This window comes from Cupriavidus sp. 09_S30 (genome assembly GCF_056930435.1).
This window is the reverse complement of sequence record NZ_JBXOWI010000002.1, coordinates 479,033-498,559: the sequence shown is the minus strand read 5'-3', so window position 1 is coordinate 498,559 and position 19,527 is coordinate 479,033. Positions and strand designations below refer to the sequence as shown.

The 19,527-nt window shown below is 67.1% G+C and carries 18 protein-coding genes; 15 read left to right on the top strand and 3 right to left on the bottom strand.

The genetic code is table 11. The annotated features are described in order from the left end of the window. Nucleotides 1-11 precede the first annotated feature (11 nt). The 3 genes from AC1Z3O_RS22395 to AC1Z3O_RS22385 all read left to right on the top strand — a co-directional run bounded on the left by AC1Z3O_RS22395 (nt 12) and on the right by AC1Z3O_RS22385 (nt 3,195). Complete coding sequence (locus tag AC1Z3O_RS22395) at nt 12-1,235, top strand: CaiB/BaiF CoA transferase family protein (protein WP_483518072.1); 1,224 nt, start codon at nt 12-14, stop codon at nt 1,233-1,235. 33 nt (nt 1,236-1,268) lie between these two features. Next, on the top strand, nt 1,269-2,084 hold the full coding sequence (locus AC1Z3O_RS22390; protein ID WP_483518071.1) for a GntR family transcriptional regulator: 816 nt from the start codon (nt 1,269-1,271) through the stop codon (nt 2,082-2,084). Between the two features lie 118 nt (nt 2,085-2,202). Then, nucleotides 2,203-3,195, top strand: a complete 993-nt coding sequence (locus AC1Z3O_RS22385) for a Bug family tripartite tricarboxylate transporter substrate binding protein (protein ID WP_483518070.1) — start codon at nt 2,203-2,205, stop codon at nt 3,193-3,195. A gap of 52 nt (nt 3,196-3,247) precedes the next feature. Here AC1Z3O_RS22385 and AC1Z3O_RS22380 read toward each other — a convergent pair whose 3' ends face one another. Next, a complete protein-coding gene (locus AC1Z3O_RS22380) occupies nt 3,248-3,949 on the bottom strand; it encodes an AraC family transcriptional regulator (RefSeq protein ID WP_483518069.1) in 702 nt (233 codons plus the stop codon). Between the two features lie 190 nt (nt 3,950-4,139). Between AC1Z3O_RS22380 and AC1Z3O_RS22375 the strand changes: the two genes are divergently transcribed. Further along, the gene (locus AC1Z3O_RS22375; protein ID WP_483518068.1) at nt 4,140-5,438 is read left to right on the top strand and encodes an NAD(P)/FAD-dependent oxidoreductase; all 1,299 of its coding nucleotides are present in this window, start codon (nt 4,140-4,142) and stop codon (nt 5,436-5,438) included. Between the two features lie 30 nt (nt 5,439-5,468). On the opposite strand, the gene AC1Z3O_RS22370 is transcribed toward AC1Z3O_RS22375, so the two are convergent. Further along, complete coding sequence (locus AC1Z3O_RS22370; RefSeq protein WP_483518067.1) at nt 5,469-6,716, bottom strand: CaiB/BaiF CoA transferase family protein; 1,248 nt, start codon at nt 6,714-6,716, stop codon at nt 5,469-5,471. Between the two features lie 267 nt (nt 6,717-6,983). On the opposite strand from AC1Z3O_RS22370, the gene AC1Z3O_RS22365 reads away from it, so the two are divergent. Next, nucleotides 6,984-8,375 carry an amidase gene (locus AC1Z3O_RS22365; RefSeq protein WP_483518066.1) on the top strand — a complete coding sequence of 464 codons (1,392 nt, stop codon included), beginning with the start codon at nt 6,984-6,986 and terminating at the stop codon, nt 8,373-8,375. A 67-nt stretch (nt 8,376-8,442) separates the two neighbouring features. Here AC1Z3O_RS22365 and AC1Z3O_RS22360 read toward each other — a convergent pair whose 3' ends face one another. After that, nucleotides 8,443-9,201: an IclR family transcriptional regulator gene (locus tag AC1Z3O_RS22360; RefSeq protein WP_483518065.1), complete on the bottom strand. Its 759-nt coding sequence runs from the start codon at nt 9,199-9,201 to the stop codon at nt 8,443-8,445. A 179-nt stretch (nt 9,202-9,380) separates the two neighbouring features. On the opposite strand from AC1Z3O_RS22360, the gene AC1Z3O_RS22355 reads away from it, so the two are divergent. From AC1Z3O_RS22355 to AC1Z3O_RS22310, 10 genes are all read left to right on the top strand, one after another. Then, on the top strand, nt 9,381-10,160 hold the full coding sequence (locus AC1Z3O_RS22355; RefSeq protein WP_483518064.1) for an enoyl-CoA hydratase/isomerase family protein: 780 nt from the start codon (nt 9,381-9,383) through the stop codon (nt 10,158-10,160). Then, complete coding sequence (locus AC1Z3O_RS22350; RefSeq protein WP_483518063.1) at nt 10,157-11,800, top strand: acyl-CoA mutase large subunit family protein; 1,644 nt, start codon at nt 10,157-10,159, stop codon at nt 11,798-11,800. The genes AC1Z3O_RS22355 and AC1Z3O_RS22350 overlap by 4 nt, the downstream gene beginning before the upstream one ends. Continuing rightward, on the top strand, nt 11,797-12,249 hold the full coding sequence (locus AC1Z3O_RS22345; protein ID WP_483518062.1) for a cobalamin B12-binding domain-containing protein: 453 nt from the start codon (nt 11,797-11,799) through the stop codon (nt 12,247-12,249). The genes AC1Z3O_RS22350 and AC1Z3O_RS22345 overlap by 4 nt, the downstream gene beginning before the upstream one ends. Beyond that, nucleotides 12,246-13,373: a CaiB/BaiF CoA transferase family protein gene (locus AC1Z3O_RS22340; protein WP_483518061.1), complete on the top strand. Its 1,128-nt coding sequence runs from the start codon at nt 12,246-12,248 to the stop codon at nt 13,371-13,373. The genes AC1Z3O_RS22345 and AC1Z3O_RS22340 overlap by 4 nt, the downstream gene beginning before the upstream one ends. Continuing rightward, on the top strand, nt 13,370-14,302 hold the full coding sequence (locus tag AC1Z3O_RS22335; RefSeq protein ID WP_483518060.1) for an ArgK/MeaB family GTPase: 933 nt from the start codon (nt 13,370-13,372) through the stop codon (nt 14,300-14,302). The genes AC1Z3O_RS22340 and AC1Z3O_RS22335 overlap by 4 nt, the downstream gene beginning before the upstream one ends. 4 nt (nt 14,303-14,306) lie before the next feature. Then, nucleotides 14,307-14,609: a hypothetical protein gene (locus tag AC1Z3O_RS22330; protein WP_483518059.1), complete on the top strand. Its 303-nt coding sequence runs from the start codon at nt 14,307-14,309 to the stop codon at nt 14,607-14,609. 118 nt (nt 14,610-14,727) lie between these two features. Then, nucleotides 14,728-15,996 (top strand): ABC transporter substrate-binding protein, encoded by a 1,269-nt coding sequence (locus tag AC1Z3O_RS22325; protein ID WP_483518058.1) that lies wholly within the window; start codon nt 14,728-14,730, stop codon nt 15,994-15,996. 161 nt (nt 15,997-16,157) lie between these two features. Then, nucleotides 16,158-17,258, top strand: coding sequence for an isopenicillin N synthase family dioxygenase (locus tag AC1Z3O_RS22320; protein WP_483518057.1), 1,101 nt, complete (start codon nt 16,158-16,160; stop codon nt 17,256-17,258). Nucleotides 17,259-17,296: 38 nt separating this feature from the next. Beyond that, complete coding sequence (locus tag AC1Z3O_RS22315; protein ID WP_483518056.1) at nt 17,297-18,730, top strand: aldehyde dehydrogenase family protein; 1,434 nt, start codon at nt 17,297-17,299, stop codon at nt 18,728-18,730. Nucleotides 18,731-18,738: 8 nt separating this feature from the next. Then, nucleotides 18,739-19,491, top strand: a complete 753-nt coding sequence (locus AC1Z3O_RS22310) for an SDR family oxidoreductase (protein ID WP_483518055.1) — start codon at nt 18,739-18,741, stop codon at nt 19,489-19,491. Nucleotides 19,492-19,527 lie beyond the last annotated feature (36 nt).

The window sequence follows — 19,527 nt, the reverse complement described above, 5'->3', positions numbered from 1 at the left end:
TCGGGGGAGACATGAAGCAGGAAGAGACTGCCGGCCCGCTGGCCGGCGTGAAGGTGGTGGATATCACCTCGGTGTTCATGGGGCCGTCGGCCACGCAGATGCTGGCCGACCTGGGTGCCGATGTGATCAAGGTGGAACCGCCCGCCGGAGACAGCACGCGCAGCATCGGCCCTGGCGGCGACGAGAAGCTGGGCCCCCTCTTCCTGGGCCTGAACCGCAACAAGCGCAGCATCGTGCTGGACCTGAAGGCCGAGGCCGGGCGCGACGCGCTGCTGCGCCTGGTCAAGGACGCCGACGTGCTGGCCTATAACGTGCGCCCGCAGGCCATGCAGCGCCTGGGGCTGGGCTACGAAACGCTGGCGGCAATCAACCCGCGCCTGGTCTACGTCGGCATGTTCGGCTTCTCCCAGCGCGGCCGCTACGCACCGCAGGCCGCCTTCGACGACCTGATCCAGGCCGCGACCGGCCTGCCGCAGGCGGTGTCCCTGGGCACCGGCGACATCCCGCGCTACCTGCCCATCACCATCGCCGACCGCTCGGTGGGACTCTATGCCTTCGGCGTGATCAGCGCCGCGCTCTACGCGCAGGCGCGCACCGGCAAGGGACAGAGAGTCGACGTGCCCATGTTCGAGACCATGGTGCCCTACGTGATGGGCGACCACCTCTATGGCGAGACCTTCGTGCCGGCCAAGGGCGGCTTCGGCTACCCGCGGCTGCTGTCGCCGGAGCGCCGCCCCTACCAGACCAAGGACGGCCACGTCTGCTGCCTGATCTACCACGACCACCACTGGCGCACCTTCCTCAAGGTGATCGGCAAGCCGGCGCTGTACGACAGCGATCCGCGCTTTGCCAACATCACCACCCGCACCGCCCATATCACCGACCTCTATGCCATGGTGAGCGACGAGATGGCCAAGCGCACCACGGAGGAATGGCGCGTACTGCTGGAGGAGGCGGATATCCCGGTCTTCCCGATGCACACCTTCGCATCGCTGCTGGACGATCCGCACCTGGACGATATCGGCTTCTTCAGCGAGTCCGACCACCCGGCCGCCGGCCGCATCCGCGAGATGGCCGTGCCCAGCGAATGGCACGGCACGCCCCTGGCCAGGCGCCGCCATGCGCCCAGCCTGGGCGAGCACAGCCGCGAGGTGCTGCGCGAGGCGGGCTACGATGACGACGCCATCGATGCGCTGATGGCATCGGGCATCTCGAAGGATGGCGCCGCCGCGTAGGCGGGCGCAAGCGAGCCGGGGAGCGAATTTGCGATGACGCGCACCACGGCCGGCGCACCCGCCGGCGACAACAGCTTGCTGGGCGACGACGGCACCGGCGGCGTGACCCGCTATCGCCAGCTTGCCAGCGTGCTGCGGCACAAGATCGTCTCGGGCGAGTACGCGCTCGGCGAGCGGCTGCCCACCGTGGAAGCACTGGCGCAGACCTATGGGATCGCCAAGGTCACCGTGCGCCAGGCCTTCGCCCTGCTGGCCGAAGAGGGCCTGGTCCAGAGCCAGCGCGGGCGGGGTACCCATGTCATCAAGGAGCCATCCGGGCCGGGCGAGCGCCTGCGCTCGGCCATCAACGACGAAGCGGTTGGCGCGAGCGATCTCGAGATCCGCATCCTCGATAAGCGCAAGGACGCCAGCCTGCCCCCGGAACTGTGCAGGCATGGCAAGCCGGTGGAAAGCTACGTGATGCTGCGCAAGCTGCACGTCCACGACGGCACGCCTTTCTGCCTGATCGAGATGTACGTGGCCACCTCGGTGTTCATGCAGTTCCCGCGCGGCAGCGAGAAGCGCCACAAGCTGGTCCACCTGCTGCGCCGGGTCGCGGGCGAGCGCCTGGGCATGATGCACCAGACCTTGACGGTCGAGCCCGCGGACTACGTCCTGGTGCGCGATCTTGCCTATATCTTCGGAGCCCCCGTCGCCAAGATCGCCAGGACGACGCGGGATCTCGACGGCAATGTGCTGATGGCGGGCTTCTTCTGGTATCGCGGCGACCGCTTTGTCCTCGACGTGGAGCTGCCCGCCAAGCTCACCGAGCGCTATCCGGCCCTGGCGATCCCCGAAAGCCGCCGCTAGCCGGGCCGGCTGCGGGGGAACGAGCGCTGGGCGGCACCACCGACATCACTAACGACAACGCCAACGACAACACCGACGATCCCCACGGATACAGGCACAGGCAGAAGGAGGAGACAAGATGAAGCAGCGAATCGACCGGCGGGGCTTTCTCGGCCTGCTGCCGCTATTGGCCGCCGCGTCGGCTACACCCGGACTTGCGCGCGCGGCCGGCGCGAACGACTATCCGGACAAGCCCATCCGCGTACTGGTGCCGTTTCCGCCCGGCAGCGGCACGGACGACAGCGCACGCTACGTCGCGCAGAGCATCACCAGCCAGACCGGCCAGTCCGTCGTGGTGGACAATCGTCCTGGCGCCAGCGGCATCATCGCGGCCAAGGCAGCCGCAAGCGCGCCGGCCGATGGCTATACCTTGTTCATCACCACCAATACCACGCACGCCGCCAATGCGTCCCTGTTCAAGAAGCTGCCGTACGATCCCATCAAGGACTTCGCGCCGGTATCGCTGATTGCCAAGAGTGGACTGGTGCTGGTCGTGCCCGCGGACAGCCCCGTGCACACGGTGGCGGAACTGACGGCGCTGGCCAAGGAAAAACAGGGAAAGCTGTCGTTTGCCAGCGGCAGCTCTTCCACCCGGATCGCCAGCGAGCTCTACAAGATCATGAGCGGGGCACCCGCACTGCACGTGCCTTACAAGGGCGTGCCCCAGGCGCTGACCGACCTGATGGGGCATCAGTTCGACTTCATGATCTCCGACATCTCGCCGGCCAGGCCCCTGATCCAGAGCGGCAAGCTGCGCGCGGTCGCCGTGACGACCGCCCAGCGCCACCCGCTGTTCAAGGATGTGCCGACCATGGCCGAAAGCGGCTTGCCGGGCTATGAACTGACGGCGTGGGTCGCCGCCTTCTTCCCGGCCGCCACGCCCAGGCCCATGATCGAGCGGATGAGCGAGCTGATCCGCAAGACCTTGGCGGCCCCCGCCACGGTCGATCATTTCGGCAAGACCGGCGGCGAGGCCACCCCGTCCACACCGGACGAACTGGCGGCGTTCGTGCGCAGCGAGACGCTGAAATGGGCGAAGGTGATCAAGACGGCCGGCATCGAGCCGGAGTGAGGCGCCGAGACGCCGGGACTCCGAGATGACAGCGCCCTGCCCCTGGTGCGGCTCAGACCCGCGATACCACCGCGTGACTGACCGGCCCGGCCATCGGCCACGCCCGGCCAGGGGACATGGCACTCTGCGCTGAGCGCGACAGGGAGCGCGCGGTCTGCATCGGGATACCGAAGCGATCGTAGAAGGCCATCTCGATATCGCCCTGTGGTGGCCAGCCGACCAGGCGCTTCAGTTCCGCCGTGCCGGCGCGCCCTGCCATGGCTTCGAGCAATGCCCGCATCAGCCGCTGCGTACGGCAGAGCTCCGTCAACGCCGTGCCTTCGGAGAACAGCATGCGGCGAAGCTGATGGGCGGGAATGTCCAGCAGATCCGAGATGAAGCCGGCATTCCATGCGTGTTCCGGTTGCAGGAAAACGCGCTGCGAGATCTGGCGGTGCAGCGAACCATCGATGGCCGGCGGCAGGCTCGGCCGGATTTCGAGGGTGCAGGACGCGGGTCGCGCGGTGCTGCCATCGAGGCATAGCTCGACGGCTTCAAACGGCTCGATGGTGGCACGCTGGCCGGGGACAAGCAGGCGCTCGAAGCCTCGGCGCCGGATGGCCAACCTGCCCTGCGTGGGCTCCACGGTGAGCGCGAACGCCGGCAGCAGGTGACGCAGGCTGATGTGCTGGCAGGAGTGCAATCGGGTGCGCATATCGTACGGGTAGGCGATCAGGTTCAGGCCGCGATCATCGCTGCTGGCCGCGTTGCCCACCATCTGCATTTTCCGAAGCTCATGTTCCGCCTCGTGCAACGCGGGCCGGGATTGTCCAGCGGCGCACCGGCCAGGAGATCGGCAAGCGCGGCGATTCTGCAGGGCGGTTGTGACTCTTCACATATACATACATTCTCGGATGTATATATAATTCCGCTCATGTGCCCTCGTGCACGGAGAGGATCACCCAATGAAGCAGCAGAAGCGGATTGTCATCGTAGGCGGCGGCGTGGCCGGCCTGGAAGTCGCCACGGCGCTCGGGCGCAGGTTCTCGCGCGGGAGCGCCGATGCCTCGGTCACCCTCATCGACCGCGATTTCGCCCATGTCTGGAAGCCGATGCTGCATACCATCGCGGCTGGCACCCGCGACATCTCCCAGCAGCAGACCACCTACCTCGCCCAGGCGCGAGATGCCGGCTTTGCCTACGAGCCCGGCGAACTGTGCGGCATCGACCGGACGGCGCGCGAGCTGCGGCTCGCGCCGCTGCATGCACCGGACGGCCGGCTGCTGGTGCCGGCACGGCGCCTTCCCTATGACGCGCTGGTGGTCGCCGTGGGCAGCGAAGCCAACGACTTCGGCACGCCCGGCGTGGCGGCGCACTGCTTGCGCATCGATTCGCGCCTGCAGGCCGACGCCTTCAACCAAGAGGTGCGCATCCGCATGCTCCAGTGCCTCGCGCAGAACGAGACGCTGTCCATCGGCATCGTGGGCGGCGGCGCCACCGGGGTCGAGCTGGCGGCAGAGCTGGTGCAGCTGACGGAGTCGGCGGCCGCCTACGGCGCGCAGGACCTGGCCGCGCGCATCTCTATCACCTTGGTCGAAAGCGGGCCGCGCCTGCTCGCGGCCTTCCCCGAGGACATCTCGGCCGCCACCCAGGCCCGGCTGGAATCGCTCGGCGTCCAGGTGCTTACCGGCACGCGCGTCATCGAGGCGACGGCCGACGGGTTCTCGCTCGAAGGCGGCGGCCACGTAGCGGCCTCGCTCAAGGTCTGGGCAGCCGGCGTCAAGGCGCCCGACTTCCTCGCGCAGATGGACGGCCTGGAAACGAGCCGCGGCAACCAGCTCGTGGTGCAGCCTTCGCTGCAAAGCACGCGCGATCCGCACATCTTCGCGGTCGGCGACTGCGCCAGCCTGAGGCTGCCCGGCACCGAGCGGCCGCTGCCGCCCACGGCCCAGGTCGCGCACCAGCAGGCGCAGCACCTGATCCAGCATCTGCCCGGCGCCGTGCTGCGCGGCGAGCCCGTCCCGGCCTTTGTCTACCGCGATTTCGGCTCGCTGGTCTCGCTGGGCGAATACGACGCCTACGGCTCGCTCGGCAAGTTCGGGCTGTTCAAGGGCGCCACCATCCGCGGGCGGCTGGCCCAGCTCAGCCACGTGATGCTGTACCGCAGCCACCAGTCACGGCTCTACGGCTTCTGGCGCGGCGGCCTGCTGTGGCTGGTCGACCGGCTCAATGCGCAGCTGCGCGCGCCGATCCGGCTGGACTGACTGCCGCGCCTGGCGGCATGCGCAGGGTGCTCAGGCGCCCTCCGCCCCCTCCGGCAGCGTCAGCACGCCGCGCGCCTGCAGTTCCTGCAGCTGCGCATCGCTCATCTCCAGCAGCTTCTGCAGCACCGCCCGCGTGCCCTCCCCCAGCGTCGGCGGCGCATTGCGGATCGGCAAGCGCTGGCCGTCCAGCCGGTACGGTGGCGCGAACACATTCGTGCTGCCCGCCACCGGGTGGGGCATCTCGCGCAGCAGGCCACCGCGGCGCGTGCGCTCGCTGGTCAGCGCCTCGTGCAGCCCCGCCACCTTGCCGCAGGGGATACCGCAGGCTGTCATGCGCTCCAGCAGCAGGTCGCGGCCGAAGGTGCCGATCAGTTCCGTAATCAGCGGCGTCAGCGTCTCGCGGTTCTTGGCCCGCTCCACATTGGTGGCATAGCGCGGGTCCTCGACGATGTCGGGACGCTCGACGACCTGGCGGCAGAACTTGTCGAACTGGCTGTTGTTACCCACGGCGATGATGAGCGGACCGTCGGCGGCATCGAACATGCCGTAGGGCACAATGGACGGATGGGCATTGCCATAACGCGCCGGATCGCGGCCCAGCAGCATGGCGTCCAGACCGTAGTAGCCGGTGACCATCACCCCGCAGTCATACAGCGCCATCTCGATCAACTGCCCCCGTCCCTTGCGCTCGCGGCGGAACAGCGCGGCCAGCACGGCCTGCGCGGCATACATGCCGGTCATCAGGTCCACCACCGCCACGCCGAACTTCAACGGCGGCTGGCTGGCCTCGCCGTTCAGCGCCATCAGGCCGGCCTCGCCCTGGATCACCAGGTCGTAGCCCGGACGCTTGGCCTCCGGGCCGCTGGTGTCGTAGCCCGAAACCGCGCAATAGATCAGGTCCGGCTTGATGGCCTTGAGCTGCGCATAGCCCAGGCCCAGCTTTTCGGCGCCGCCGGTCTTGAAATTGTGGATCACCACATCGAACTGCGGCAGCAGGTCGTATACGATCTGCACGCCCTCCTGGCTCTGCAGATCCAGCGTGATGGACCGCTTGTTGCGGTTCATGCTGTTGTAGTAGGTGGTCTCGGTCTTGCCGATGCGCATGCCCCAGTCACGCGTGTCATCGCCGCGGCCGGGGTGCTCGACCTTGATCACCTCTGCGCCGAAATCGGCCAGGACCTGGCCGCACAGCGGCCCCGCGAACACGCGCGACAGATCGAGTACGCGCACGCCCTCCAGCGGAAAATCCAAGCCCTGGGATTCCTCATTGTTCGTCACTTCCAGTCTCCATTAATCCTTGTGAGGCAGCCGTCTCATCTCTGCGGCCACGCATAGTCTATCTGAGTCGGGACGGCAGGGCCGGCGAGCGAACACCGCAGCCCTCTGGCAGCAGACACCCGCAGTGCTCGAAAAATGTGTGCACCGTACTGCCGACATGGCGCTATCGGCCGGACGTCCAGGGTTGCTATGGTCGCTTCCAGTAAGGGGGCGCCCGCTCCGGGCGAAACCCCGAGCGCAACTTCAACCTATCTCCGGTCCAGAACGATGCCCGAGCTTCTCGAACTGTCCGCGCCGACACTGTCCAGCCTATTCCGGTCCCTCAGCCTGACGCCCACCGACTACGCCGACGCGCTGCTCGCCCACATTGCCCGCTGGGAACCGCACATCAACGCGCTCGCCCAGTTCGATCCGCAGCGCGTCCGTGCCCAGGCCGCCGCATCCACACTGCGCTGGGCAGCAGGCAGGCCGCTCAGCGAGATCGACGGCGTGCCTGTCACGCTCAAGGAACTGATCGCCACCGAGGGCGACCCTGTACCACAGGGAATACCCGTCACGCCGTCGCAGCCAGCCAAGGCCGATGCCCCCATCGCCATGCGCCTGCGCGAAGCCGGCGCGGTGTTGCTCGGCAAAACGACCGTGCCCGACTACAGCATGCTCGCGTCCGGCGCTTCAAGCCTGTATGGCGTGACGCGCAATCCGTGGTGCGTCGCAAACAACACCGGCGGCTCCAGCAGCGGCGCCGGCGCCGCCGCCGCGGCCGGCTACGGTCCGCTGCATGTCGGCACCGATATCGGCGGCTCGATACGCATCCCCTCGGCCTTGTGCGGCCTCGTCGGATTCAAGCCCTCGCTTGGCCGGGTGCCGATCGATCCGTATTACACGGGCCGCTGCGCCGGACCGATGACGCGCACGATCGACGACGCCGCGCTGCTGATGCGCTTTATCGCGCAGCCGGACTGGCGCGATGCGACCAGCCTTCCGCCCGAGCCGATCGACTGGTCGATCGACCCCGCGGACGTCCGCGGCAAACGGATCGGCCTCATGCTCGACATGGGCTGCGGGCTCGCGCCCAGTGCGGATATCGTCCGCGCGATCGAAGCGGCTGCCGAGACGTTCCGCGCCAATGGCGCCGTCATCGTCCCGCTGCCGCCCATGCTGGATCAGGAGATGCTCGACGGCCTCGACCGCTTCTGGCAGGCACGCATGTGGGCCGAGCTGGAGCGCCTTTCCGACGACGAGCGCGCGCGCCTGTTGCCGTACGTCGTCGCCTGGGGGCGCCAGGGCGCGGCCGTCTCCGGTGTCGAAGCCGTACGCGGCTTCGCCCGCACGTTCGAGATGCGCGCGGCGGCGGCGCGCCTGTTCCAGTCGGTCGACGCGCTGCTGTCGCCGACCACGCCGATCGCGTCCTACCCCGCCGAATGGGCGAGCCCGACCAATGACCCGACGCGCGCACTGGACCCGATCGCGTTCACCGTCGGCTGGAACATGGGTGAGCAACCAGCGCTCTCGATCAACTGTGGCTTCACCGGAGACGGAGCACCGATCGGGCTCCAGATCGTCGGACCCCGCTTTGCCGACCGCCTCGTGCTGCAACTCGGCAAGGCCTACGAAAACTGGCGCGGCGCGATGCCGTCCTGGCCGACGCCACCTCACTGACCATCACCCCGTGACCATCACCCCGTGACCGCCACCCCGTGACCGCCACCCCGCGCCGGCCGCGACTTTACGGCCGGGCGCCCGACGATTGCCGCGCCAGGAAGCTGCACGTCGCGACCAGCGCCTTCGCGCATTCGGCAAGGCAGCTCTCCATCCGGTTGCGCGGGCCGGCAACGGCGACCGCAAGCGTTTCCTCGTGCAAGGTGAAGAACGCCGCCACGGCCCACACATCGCTCACGTTCTCCCCTCGCGTGACGAAATAGCCTGCGCGGCGGCTCTCCTTGAGTTCGCGGATGAGGGCATCCGGATCGGTCTGCGTCACCGTGGTGATGAGCGGCAGTTGCCGGCCATCGAGCCAGGCGCGCAACTCCTGTTCCTTGAGCCCGCCGAGCAGCGCCTTGCCGATGGAACTTGAATGCAGCGGCTTGAACTCGCCGGGCTTGGCCGAGTAGCGAATGGCATGCAGCCCCTCGACCACCTGCAGGTAGATCACGGCGTCTCCCTGGCGTTTGCCCAGGATCACCGTTTCGCGCGTAGCGTCGCGCAAGCGTTCCAGCACAGGCGTCGCGCGCTCGATGAACGGGTCCTTGTCCAGGATGTCGTGCGCCACGTCGTAGATGCGCCGCGTCGGATAGAGGGCGCGCGGGCGCGTGAGCGAATAGAGATAGCCGCGCGCCATCAGGGTCTGCACGATGGCGTGGCAAGTGCTCTTGGGAATGCCGATCGACTGGGACAACTCGGTCAACGAGAGCGGACGCTGGCTCGCCTGGAACGCTTCGAGAATGTCGATCACCCGTGCGATGGCCGTCACCGTGACTCCGCTCATCTGCTCATCTCCTCGCCTATGCCAGGCCTCAGAAATTCATCCCGCTGAACAAGCCGCCTCATGTCGCGCAACTTTCGCGGCCGCAAGGCCTTTTGTTCGAAATGCTGAACTTGCGTTCTTGTCCGCGAATTAGACGAATACTAGCATCGCTTCAACACAAGTACAGGAGGCACGTTGACGTGGAAACAGACAACGACATCGTCGTGGAAGACCGCGCAGGCGGCGCGCTGTGGATCACGCTCAACCGCGCGCACAAGCACAACGCCCTGGCACGCAAGGTCCTGTCGGCGCTGGCGCAAGCCATGGCAGCAGCGGCTGCGCGAGACGACCTGCGCTGCATCGTGCTGACCGGCGCGGGCGATCGCTTCTTCGCCGCCGGCGGCGACCTGCTCGACCTGTCCACCGTGCGCGACACGAAGGCCACGTTGGAGATGAGCGAACAGGCGCGCGGCGCGCTCGACACAGTGCGCCGCTGCCCCTTGCCGGTGATCGCCCTGCTCAACGGCGACGCGATCGGTGGCGGCGCCGAACTGGCGCTGGCCTGCGACATGCGCATGCAGGCAGCGCACGCGCGCATCGGCTTCGTGCAGGCGAAGCTCGCCATCACCTCCGCGTGGGGTGGCGGGCCGGACCTGTGCCGCACGGTGGGCGGCGCGCGCGCCATGCGCATGATGAGCCGGTGTGAGCTGGTGGATGCGGAATCCGCATTGGCATGCGGACTTGCCGACGCGGTGATCCACGACGGGCTGGATGGCAGCGATATCCAGGACTTTCTCGCCCCGCTGCTGGCCTGCGCGCCGCAAGTCCTGCGCGGCATCAAGGCGCAGATCATTGCCTGGCGTGAAGGGGTGGCCTACGACTCTGCCCGGCGCGTCGAGCAGCAACAGTTGCTGCGTACATGGCTCCATGAGGACCATTGGAGCGCATCGGACAAATTTCTCGCCAGGGGAACAAAATGAGCAAAGGCGAGAACGCCGCGTCGATGGACCTCCCCGGCCTCCAGGAGCCATCGCTTCGCCAGGTGAGCCCGAGCGGCATCGACGTCCCCACCAGCGTGACCGGCTCGGGCGGCACGGGTGACGACGCCACACGCATCGGCGTGCCGGGCGAGTATCCGTTCACGCGCGGCATTTTCCCCGACGGCTACCAGGGTCGCCTGTGGACCATCCGCCAATACTCCGGCTTCGGCACCGCCGAGGAATCCAATGAGCGCTACAAGTTCCTGCTCGCGCAGGGCCAGACCGGACTCTCCGTGGCGCTCGACCTGCCCACCCAGTGCGGCTTCGACCCCACGCATCCCATGGCCCGCCCGGAGATCGGCAAGGTCGGCGTATCGCTGTCCAACCTGAGCGAGGCGGAGATCCTGTTCGACGGCATCGATCTGTCCAGGATCTCGACCTCGTTCACGATCAACGGCACGGCGGCCATCATCTATGCGATGTACCTGGCTGTCGCCGACAAGCAGAACGTGCCGCGCAGCAAACTCACCGGCACGATCCAGAACGACATCCTGAAGGAGTATGTGGCGCGCGGCACCTGGATCTTCCCGGTGCGCCCCTCGATGCGCCTGATCGCCGACTCGATCCTGTACTCGAACGAGGTATCGCCGCGCTTCAACCCCATCAGCATCGCCGGCGCCCACGTGCGCGACGCCGGTGCCACGGCGGCCGAGGAGATGGCCTACACGCTGGCCAATGGCCTTGCCTACGTGGACGAGCTGCGTGCGCGCGGCGGCGACGTGGAGAAGTTCGCGCGGCGCCTGTCGTTCTTCTTCTATGTGCACATGGATTTCTTCGACGAGATCGCCAAATTCCGGGCTGGGCGTCGGCTGTGGGCACGGTTCATGAAGGAGCGCTACGGCGCACAGGATCCCCGCGCACAACACTTCCGCTTCGGCGTGGTGTGCGGCGGTTCGTCGCTGGTGGCACCACAGCCCTACAACAATGTGGTCCGCGTGGCGGTCGAGACCATGGCCGCCGTGCTCGGCGGCGCGCAGTCGATCTTCACCTGCGCCTTCGACGAAGCGTTCCAGATCCCGACGGAGTTCTCGGCAGAACTGGCCGTTCGCACACAGCAGATCATCGCCTATGAGAGCGGCATCGGCCGCACCGTCGACCCCCTCGGTGGCAGCTACTTCCTGGAGCAGCACACCGACCGCATGGAGCAGAAGATCCTGGAGGTCATGGCCGAGATTGACGCCTACGGCGGCGTGGTGCGCGCGATCGAAGATGGCTGGATCCAGATGCGGCTCGCCGAACGTGGCCTCGAGCGCAAGCTCGACAGCGACGCCGGGCTCAATGTCATCGTCGGCCAGAACCATTTCAAGAAGGCCAACGAGGAAATCCGCGTGGGCGAGGTGTTCACGCTGGACGCGACCGTCGCGCAACGCGCCCTCGAGAAGTTCCAGCGCATCCTCGACACGCGCCAGCAATCGGCCGTGGACAAAGCGCTCGCCCGGCTCGCCACGGCCGCGGCGAGCGACAACGAGAACGTCATGCCCTATCTCGTCGATTGCTGCCACGCCTATGCCACGGTCGGCGAAATGGTGGCGTGCCTGAAGAAACCCTGGGGCGAATTCAAGGAGCCGGTGAACCTATGAGCACCCTACACGCGACTACCGCGACTACCGCGACTACCGCGACCACCGTGACTGCTGCGCTCGCCGGCAAACGGATACTGATCGGCAAGCCCGGGCTGGACGGCCACGACATCGGCGCCAAGATCATCGCGCTCACGCTGCGCAATGCGGGAGCCGAGGTCATCTACACCGGGCTGCGGCGCAGTCCGCTCCAGATCGCACAGGTGGCCGTCGACGAGGGTGTCGACGCGGTCGGGCTGAGCATTCTGTCGGGCAGCCACAAGGAGCTGGTTCGCGATGTCATCGCCCAACTGCGCGAGAGCGGCGCAGGCGAGGTGAGGGTGTTCGTGGGCGGCACGATCCCTGCCGAGGATCATCCCTACCTGCGCGAACTGGGCGTGGCCGGCGTGTTCACCGCCGACATGCCGCTCGAGCGCGTGGTCGCCCAACTCGCCGAGTGCCTATCATGAACGCGCCGCTGGCCGGAATCCGCGTGGTCGAGGTCGGGCACATGCTCGCCGGCCCCTACTGCGCGCTGATGCTCGGCGACCTGGGCGCCGAGGTCATCAAGGTCGAGACGCCGGAAGGGGACATCGGCCGGACCGTCAGCCCCCACTTCGTCGGCCCGCACAACGCCTACTTCGCCAGCCTGAACCGCAACAAGAAGAGCGTGGTGCTCGACCTCGCCAGCGACGATGGACGCGCCGGGCTCCAGCACATCGTCGGCTCGGCCCACGCCCTCGTGACCAACCTGCGGCCCTCGGCGATCCGCAAGCTCGGGCTGACCTACGAGGCCCTGCGCCAATGGAACGAGCGCCTGGTGTGCGTGGCGCTGACCGGCTATGGCCTGGACGGACCATACTCCGACAACCCGGCCTACGACTACGTGATCCAGGCGATGACCGGAATCATGGCATTGACGGGCGATCCGTCCGGGCCGCCGACCAAGGCGGGCTACTCCGCCGTGGACAACTCGGCAGGACTGGTGGCCGCGGTCGGCCTGCTGGCCAAGCTGGTGCAGGGCCGCGGCGGACAGGTCGACGTGGCGATGTACGACGTGATGCTCTCGCAGCTCAATTACCTCGCCAGTGCTGCGCTCAATGCAGGCGAGACAGTCGAGCGGCTGGCGCACTCCTCGCATCCCTATCTCGTGCCCGCCCAGATCTTCCCCACCGCCAAGGGCTGGCTCACGCTGTTCATTACCCACGACCGCTTCTGGCAGACGTTCTGCAAGGAAGTCGGGCAGACGGCGTGGACCACCGACCCCAGGTTCGCGACCATGGCCGCGCGGCGCGCGCATCGCGACGAGGTCGTTGCTGCCATTACCCAAGTCCTCTGCACCGCGCCGGCCGCGCAGTGGGTGCGGCGCCTGGCGCCCCTCGGCGTCGTGGTCTCGGAAGTGGGGACGCTGAACGATGCACTGAACAGCGACATCGCGGCCGCGCGCGGCCTGGTCGTGCCGCTCGGCGACGGCAGCCTGCCGCTGCGCGGCGTGGCCAGCCCCATCCGCTTCCCGGGCTTTCATCCCGAATACGGCTTGCCGCCGCTGCTCGATGAGCATCGCGACGAGATTCTCGCCAAGGTGATCGCATGATCCTGCCTGCTCTCGACCGCCACGCCCTGGGCCGCACCTTGACCCGCATCGCGAACGCCGACGTGCTCGAGCTGGCCATGCAGCCCCCGCCCGCCGTGCCGCCCTGCCCTGCCCGCCGCATCGGCATCACGGGGGCACCCGGCGCAGGCAAGAGCACCCTGCTGGGGCAGCTCGCCCTCGCGCGGCTGACGAAGGGGCGAGTCGGCGTTCTGGCCGTCGACCCCAGCAGCCCCAGGAGTGGCGGCGCGATTCTGGGCGACCGCATCCGCATGGACGAGCTCGACGGCAGCGCTGAACTGTACATCCGCTCGCTCGGCTCGCGCGGGACTTCCGATGGGCTGGCCGACAACCTGCCCGAGATGCTCGACGCCATGGACGCATTCGGCTTCACTGAAGTGCTGCTCGAAACCGTGGGCGTCGGGCAGACCGAATACGCGGCACGGCAGCAGGTCGACACGCTGGTACTGCTGCTGTTGCCCGAGAGCGGCGATACGGTCCAGGCAATGAAGGCGGGCATCATGGAGATGGCCGACATCTTCGTCGTCAACAAGGCGGACCTGTCGGGCGCACCACGGATGGCCACCGACATCCGGCGCATCGCCGCCGTCACCCGGCATGCCGAGGGGGCATGGATCCCGCCCGTGCTGCTGACCGCAGCCAGCCAGCCCGCCTCGATCCAGGCGCTGTCAGAGGCCATCGACCGGCATCAGGCCTGGCTCGGCGACGGCCAGCGGCAACAGGCGCTGCGCGAACAACGCGCCCGCTACCGGCTCAGGCGGGTGATCGAGGCGCGGGCAGCCAGCGTCATCGCGCAGCAAGACAGCGGATTCTTCGCGTTGCCCATCCAGCAGCAGGTGCAACACGTCGCCACGCGCATCGCGGCAGGCGCCAGTGGCGACGCTCCGCATGGCACCCGATTCGAGAGCTAGGCCCATGTCACGCGCCACGGTCAGATCGTTCAAGAAATCCCTGCATGCCGGCACCCGCCTGACAGCATCGGACGCGGATATCCATGCCGCGCGCGCTGCAGCGCTGCAACTGCTGCGCCATAGCGTGAAGCTCGGGCACCCGCGCCTGGCCATCATGCGCCTGCTGGATGCGGTGAAGCTCGACGCTGCGATCGACGACACGCTGTGGGACGACTTTGAACGCCTGCGGGGCATCTCGAATGACGCCGGGCAACGCGAAGCGCTGAAGACGCTTCGTGCCTCGCACCGGCTCGCAGGACCGGAATAGCTGCACGCGGAGGGCGCCGAGCGGCGTCCTGCCGATGGAATCCTGGGGCCCAGGGCGCGGGCCTCATCCCGGGCATCCGGGATCGATTGCGCCCACATAACAATCGAGGGGAGACGACATGCGAAATTCTTGGGTGCATTTCTCAAACGGCGCGCGAGCGGCTGCGCGCCACGGCATCGCGGCGGGCTTTGCCGCCCTCGCCGCCCTTGCCGCCGGTTCCAGCGGGCTGGCTGCAGCCGCCCCCGCCCCGCAGTACAGCGACGGCATCGTGAAGATCGGCGTCATCGCGGACATGTCCGGCCAGTACGCCGACATGGGCGGAAGGGGCATCGTCGAGGCTGTGAGGATGGCGATCTCCGACGCCGGCGGCGAAATCGCCGGCAAGAAGATCGAACTCGTCTTCGCCAATCATTCCGGCAAGCCCGACGTGGCCGCGACCCAGACGCGCGAGTGGTTCGACCGCCAGGGCGTCGACATGGTCATCAGCGGACCGAGTTCCGGCACCAGCCTTGCCATCGCCAAGGTCGCGGCGGAGAAGCGCAAGCCGGTCATGGTCACCGGCGGCGTGGCGGCGCAACTGACCAACGAGGAATGCTCGCCGTACACGATCCATTACCTCTACGACACCGTCGCACTGGCCAGGGGTACCGGCGCGGCAATGACCCGCAACGGCGGCAAGTCATGGTATTTCCTGACGGTCGACTACGCCTTCGGCACATCCCTGGAACAGGAAACCACCAAGGTCGTCGTCGCGAACGGCGGCAAGGTGCTGGGCAGCGTGCGCCATCCGCTGGCTGCGTCCGATTTCTCTTCGTTCCTGCTGCAGGCGAAGTCTTCGGGCGCACAGGTGCTCGGGTTGGCCAACGGCGGCGGCGACACCATCAACGCGATCAAGGCTGCCAGGGAGTTCGGCATCACGCGCGACATGAAGCTGGCCGGGCTGATGCTCTTCCTCACCGACGTGCACTCGCTGGGGCTGGACGTGACGCAGGGCATCACGCTGACCGAGGCCTGGTACTGGGACCAGAGCCCCGAGTCCCGGCAATGGGCGGCGCGCTTCCAGGAAAAGATGAAAAAGATGCCCACCAGCATGCAGGCCGCCAGCTACTCGGCAGCGCTTCACTACCTGGCGTCGGTCAAGGACGTGGGGACAGACGACCCGGACAAGGTCATGGCGCGGATGAAGAGCCGGAAGATCAACGATATGTATGCGAGCAACGGCTACGTCCGTGGCGACGGCCGCATGATCCACGACCTGCGCCTGATGGAGATCAAGCGCCCGTCCGAATCCCGCCAGGCATGGGACTACTACAAGCCGATACAGGTCATCCGCGGGGAAGAGGCCTTCGCCTCCAAGGAAGAGTCGCGATGCGCCTTCTGGAAGTAAGGGCTGCTGCCGGGCCGGCGTGGCTGCAGGACCCGCCGCCGGATGCTTTCGCATTACACGTTTGACTGTTGTTCGCTTGAGAACCGAGCCGATCGCAGACATCGGCAGGCGGAACACCGCCATCCACCATTCCGTGACTACGGATCATTCAGGAGACAATGATGACCACTGCACCTTCCCGCGCCAGCGCACATCCGCTGCAAGTCGGCCCTTCCAACGGCGCCCTGGAAGCGATCAAGCGCGGCACCAACCTGCCGATCCTCGATGTCGGCCCCTATCTGGCAGGCGCGCCCGGTGCGCTTGAGCAACTGGGTGCCGACGTGAAGATGATCCAGGAGAACCTGGGATTCTTCGCCATCGTGAACCACGGCATCCCACAGTCGCTGATCGATGAGTCGTTCCGGCAGACCGCCCGGCTGTTCGAGGTTCCCATGGAGGAGAAGCTCAAGCATCGCGTCGGCTATCACCATCAGGGCTACCTGCCGCCGAAGGCCTCGATCCTCCAGTCGCGCGCGATCATGGACAAGATTGCCCTCAATACGAAGAAGGACACCAACGCTGCGTGGCTGTTCATGCGCAACCGCACGGCGGACGACCCGAAAGTGGTGTCCAACGTGCGCCATCGCGGGCTGAACCAATGGCCCGAGAGCCTGCCCGACTTCAAGTCGACGCTGATGGAATACCAGCTGTCGATGGAAAAGCTCGCGCTGCGCCTGCTACCGATCTATGCGCGGGCGCTGGATCTGCCGGCCGATTACTTCGACAGCATGTTCAAGGCCCCGGAATACTATCAGCGCTGCGCCTACTACCACCCCGAAGAGCACATGGAGGAGGGGCAGTTCTCCCTGGCGCCCCACTCCGATGGCAGTTTCCTCACGCTGCTGCCGATGACGCCGGTCCCAGGGCTGCAGGTCATGACGCCGTCGCACGACTGGCTCGACGTCAAGTACATCGACGGCGCGCTGATCGTCAATACCGGGCAGGTCCTGAACCGGCTCTCCAATGACCGCTTCATCGCCACCCCGCACCGCGTCATCAACCCGCCGACCAAGCGCTACGCGCTGACGTTCTTCTTCTACCCCGACGACGACGCCAGCGTCGCGCCAATTCCCGCCTGCGTCGGGCCGGGAGAATCGCCGAAATACGATTCGCGGAGCTTCTACGACTTCTTCGTGCCCTACCTCGACGACCTCTACCACTACAACGACAAGGAGTTCATGAAAGAAGTGGAGTCGACCGAAGCGCAGGCCGGCAACGCCTGAGCGGAGCAGGCATCGAAGAACTTCCTTGGGAGTGGAAGGTGAAGACAATACTGATTGGAGGCAAGTGGGTCGGCGCCGCGGATGGCCGGTGCATCGACGTCGTCGACCCGAGCACCGGCGCCGTGTTCGCGCAGATCAGCCGAGGCGCGGCCGCGGACGTCGATCTCGCGGTGCGGGCAGCGCGCGCGGCGCTCGACGGCGAGTGGGGGGCGACGAGCGCGACGGAGCGCGGCCGGATCCTGCAGCGCCTGGCCGGACTGATCCTGGACAACCGCGAGGAGCTGGCCCGCATCGAGGCGCGCGACACCGGCAAGCCGCTCTCCGCGGCACGTGCGGATGCCAATGCGGTGGCGCGCTACTTCGAGTTCTACGGCGGGGCGGCGGACAAAGTCCACGGGGAGACGATTCCCTACCTCGATGGATACCAGGTGAGCGTGGTACGCGTGCCGCTCGGCGTGACGGCCCACATCATCCCGTGGAACTACCCGGCGCAGATGATGGGCCGTACGCTCGCCCCGGCATTGGCGATGGGCAATGCTGCCGTGGTCAAGCCATCGGAGGACGCGTGCCAGAGCGCGATCCGCCTGGCAGAGCTGGCGATGGAGGCCGGCTTGCCGCCTGGCGCGCTGAATCTTGTCACCGGCTACGGGGCCGAAGCCGGCGCGGCCCTGACCGCAAACCCGGACATCGATTTCGCGACCTTTACGGGCTCGCCTGAAGTCGGCGCGCTGGTGCAGCGTGCCACGGCCGACAACCACGTCCGCTGCGCGCTCGAGCTTGGCGGGAAGTCCCCCCAGATCGTGTTCGACGATGCCGATATCGAGCGCGCCGTGCCGATCATCGTCAAGGCCATTGTCCAGAACGCCGGACAGACCTGCTCCGCGGGAAGCCGCCTGCTGGTGCAGCACGGCATCTATGACCGCTTCGTCGGCAAGGTGGCGAAGGCGTTCGCCGCCGTGCGGGTCGGCGTGCCCGAGATGGACCTGGACTGCGGCCCGATCATCAACGCGCGGCAGTATGAGAGAGTCAAGCGCTTCGTCGACGATGCCGTGGCCGGGGGCGTGCCCGTCATCGCCCAAGGTGCGCTGGCACCCGGGCTGCCGCCCGAAGGATGGTTCCTGCCGCCCGTGCTGCTCGGGCCGGTCCCACGCGATCACGCCTTGGCGCAGCGCGAGGTGTTCGGCCCGGTACTCGCGGTGATGCCGTTCGCCGATGAGGACGACGCCGTCGCGCTGGCCAACGCCACCGACTACGGGCTCGTGGCGGGCGTATGGACGGAGAACGGCAGCCGCCAGATGAGAGTGAGCCAGCGGATGCGCAGCGGCCAGGTCTTCATCAATTGCTATGGGGCCGGTGGCGGCGTCGAACTGCCGTTCGGCGGCGTGAAGCACAGCGGCCACGGCCGAGAGAAAGGCATGATCGCGCTCCATGAGATGAGCACGATCAAGACCATTGTTCAGCATTACCGATAGGAGAGGACATGTCCAGACTGCAGAACCAGGTTGCCATCGTAACCGGCGCGGGAAGCGGCTTCGGCGCGGCGATCGCGCGCGCCTATGTCAAGGAAAAGGCCCGGGTAGTGCTCGCCGACATTCACGGGGACGCTGTCCGCAAGCTCGCCGACGAACTCGGAGCGGACGCGAGCGGAATCACCTGCGACGTGACGCGGGCCGATCAGGTCGAGGCGGCCGTCAGGCATTGCGTCGATACCTTCGGCGTTCCCGACATCGTGGTCAACAACGCCGGAACGACGCACCGCAATGGGTCGATGCTCGATGTGGAGGAGGATGTGTTCGACCGGGTGTTCGCGGTCAACGTCAAGTCGATCTATCACATGACCCGCGCGGTCGTGCCGCTGATGAAGACCCGCAAGAAGGGCGTGATCCTCAACGTCGGCTCGGTGGGTAGCCACCGTCCCCGGCCCGGGCTGACCTGGTACAACAGTTCAAAAGGCGCGGTGAGCGTGATGTCGAAGTCGATGGCCGTGGAACTCGCCGCAGACGGCATCCGCGTCAACCTGATCTCGCCCGTGATGGCCGCCACCGCCTTGCTGGGGGAATTCATGGGCGTTCCCGATACGCCGGAGAACCGTGCGCGCTTCGTCGCCACCATCCCGCTCGGCCGCATGTGCGACCCGGGCGACGTGGCCAGTGTGGCAGTCTTCCTCGCCAGTACCGAAGCACAGTTCCTGACGGGGATCGACATGCCCGTGGACGGGGGACGCTCGATCTGACGGCACTTGGGGCCGGGCGATGCCTCGCGCTTGCGC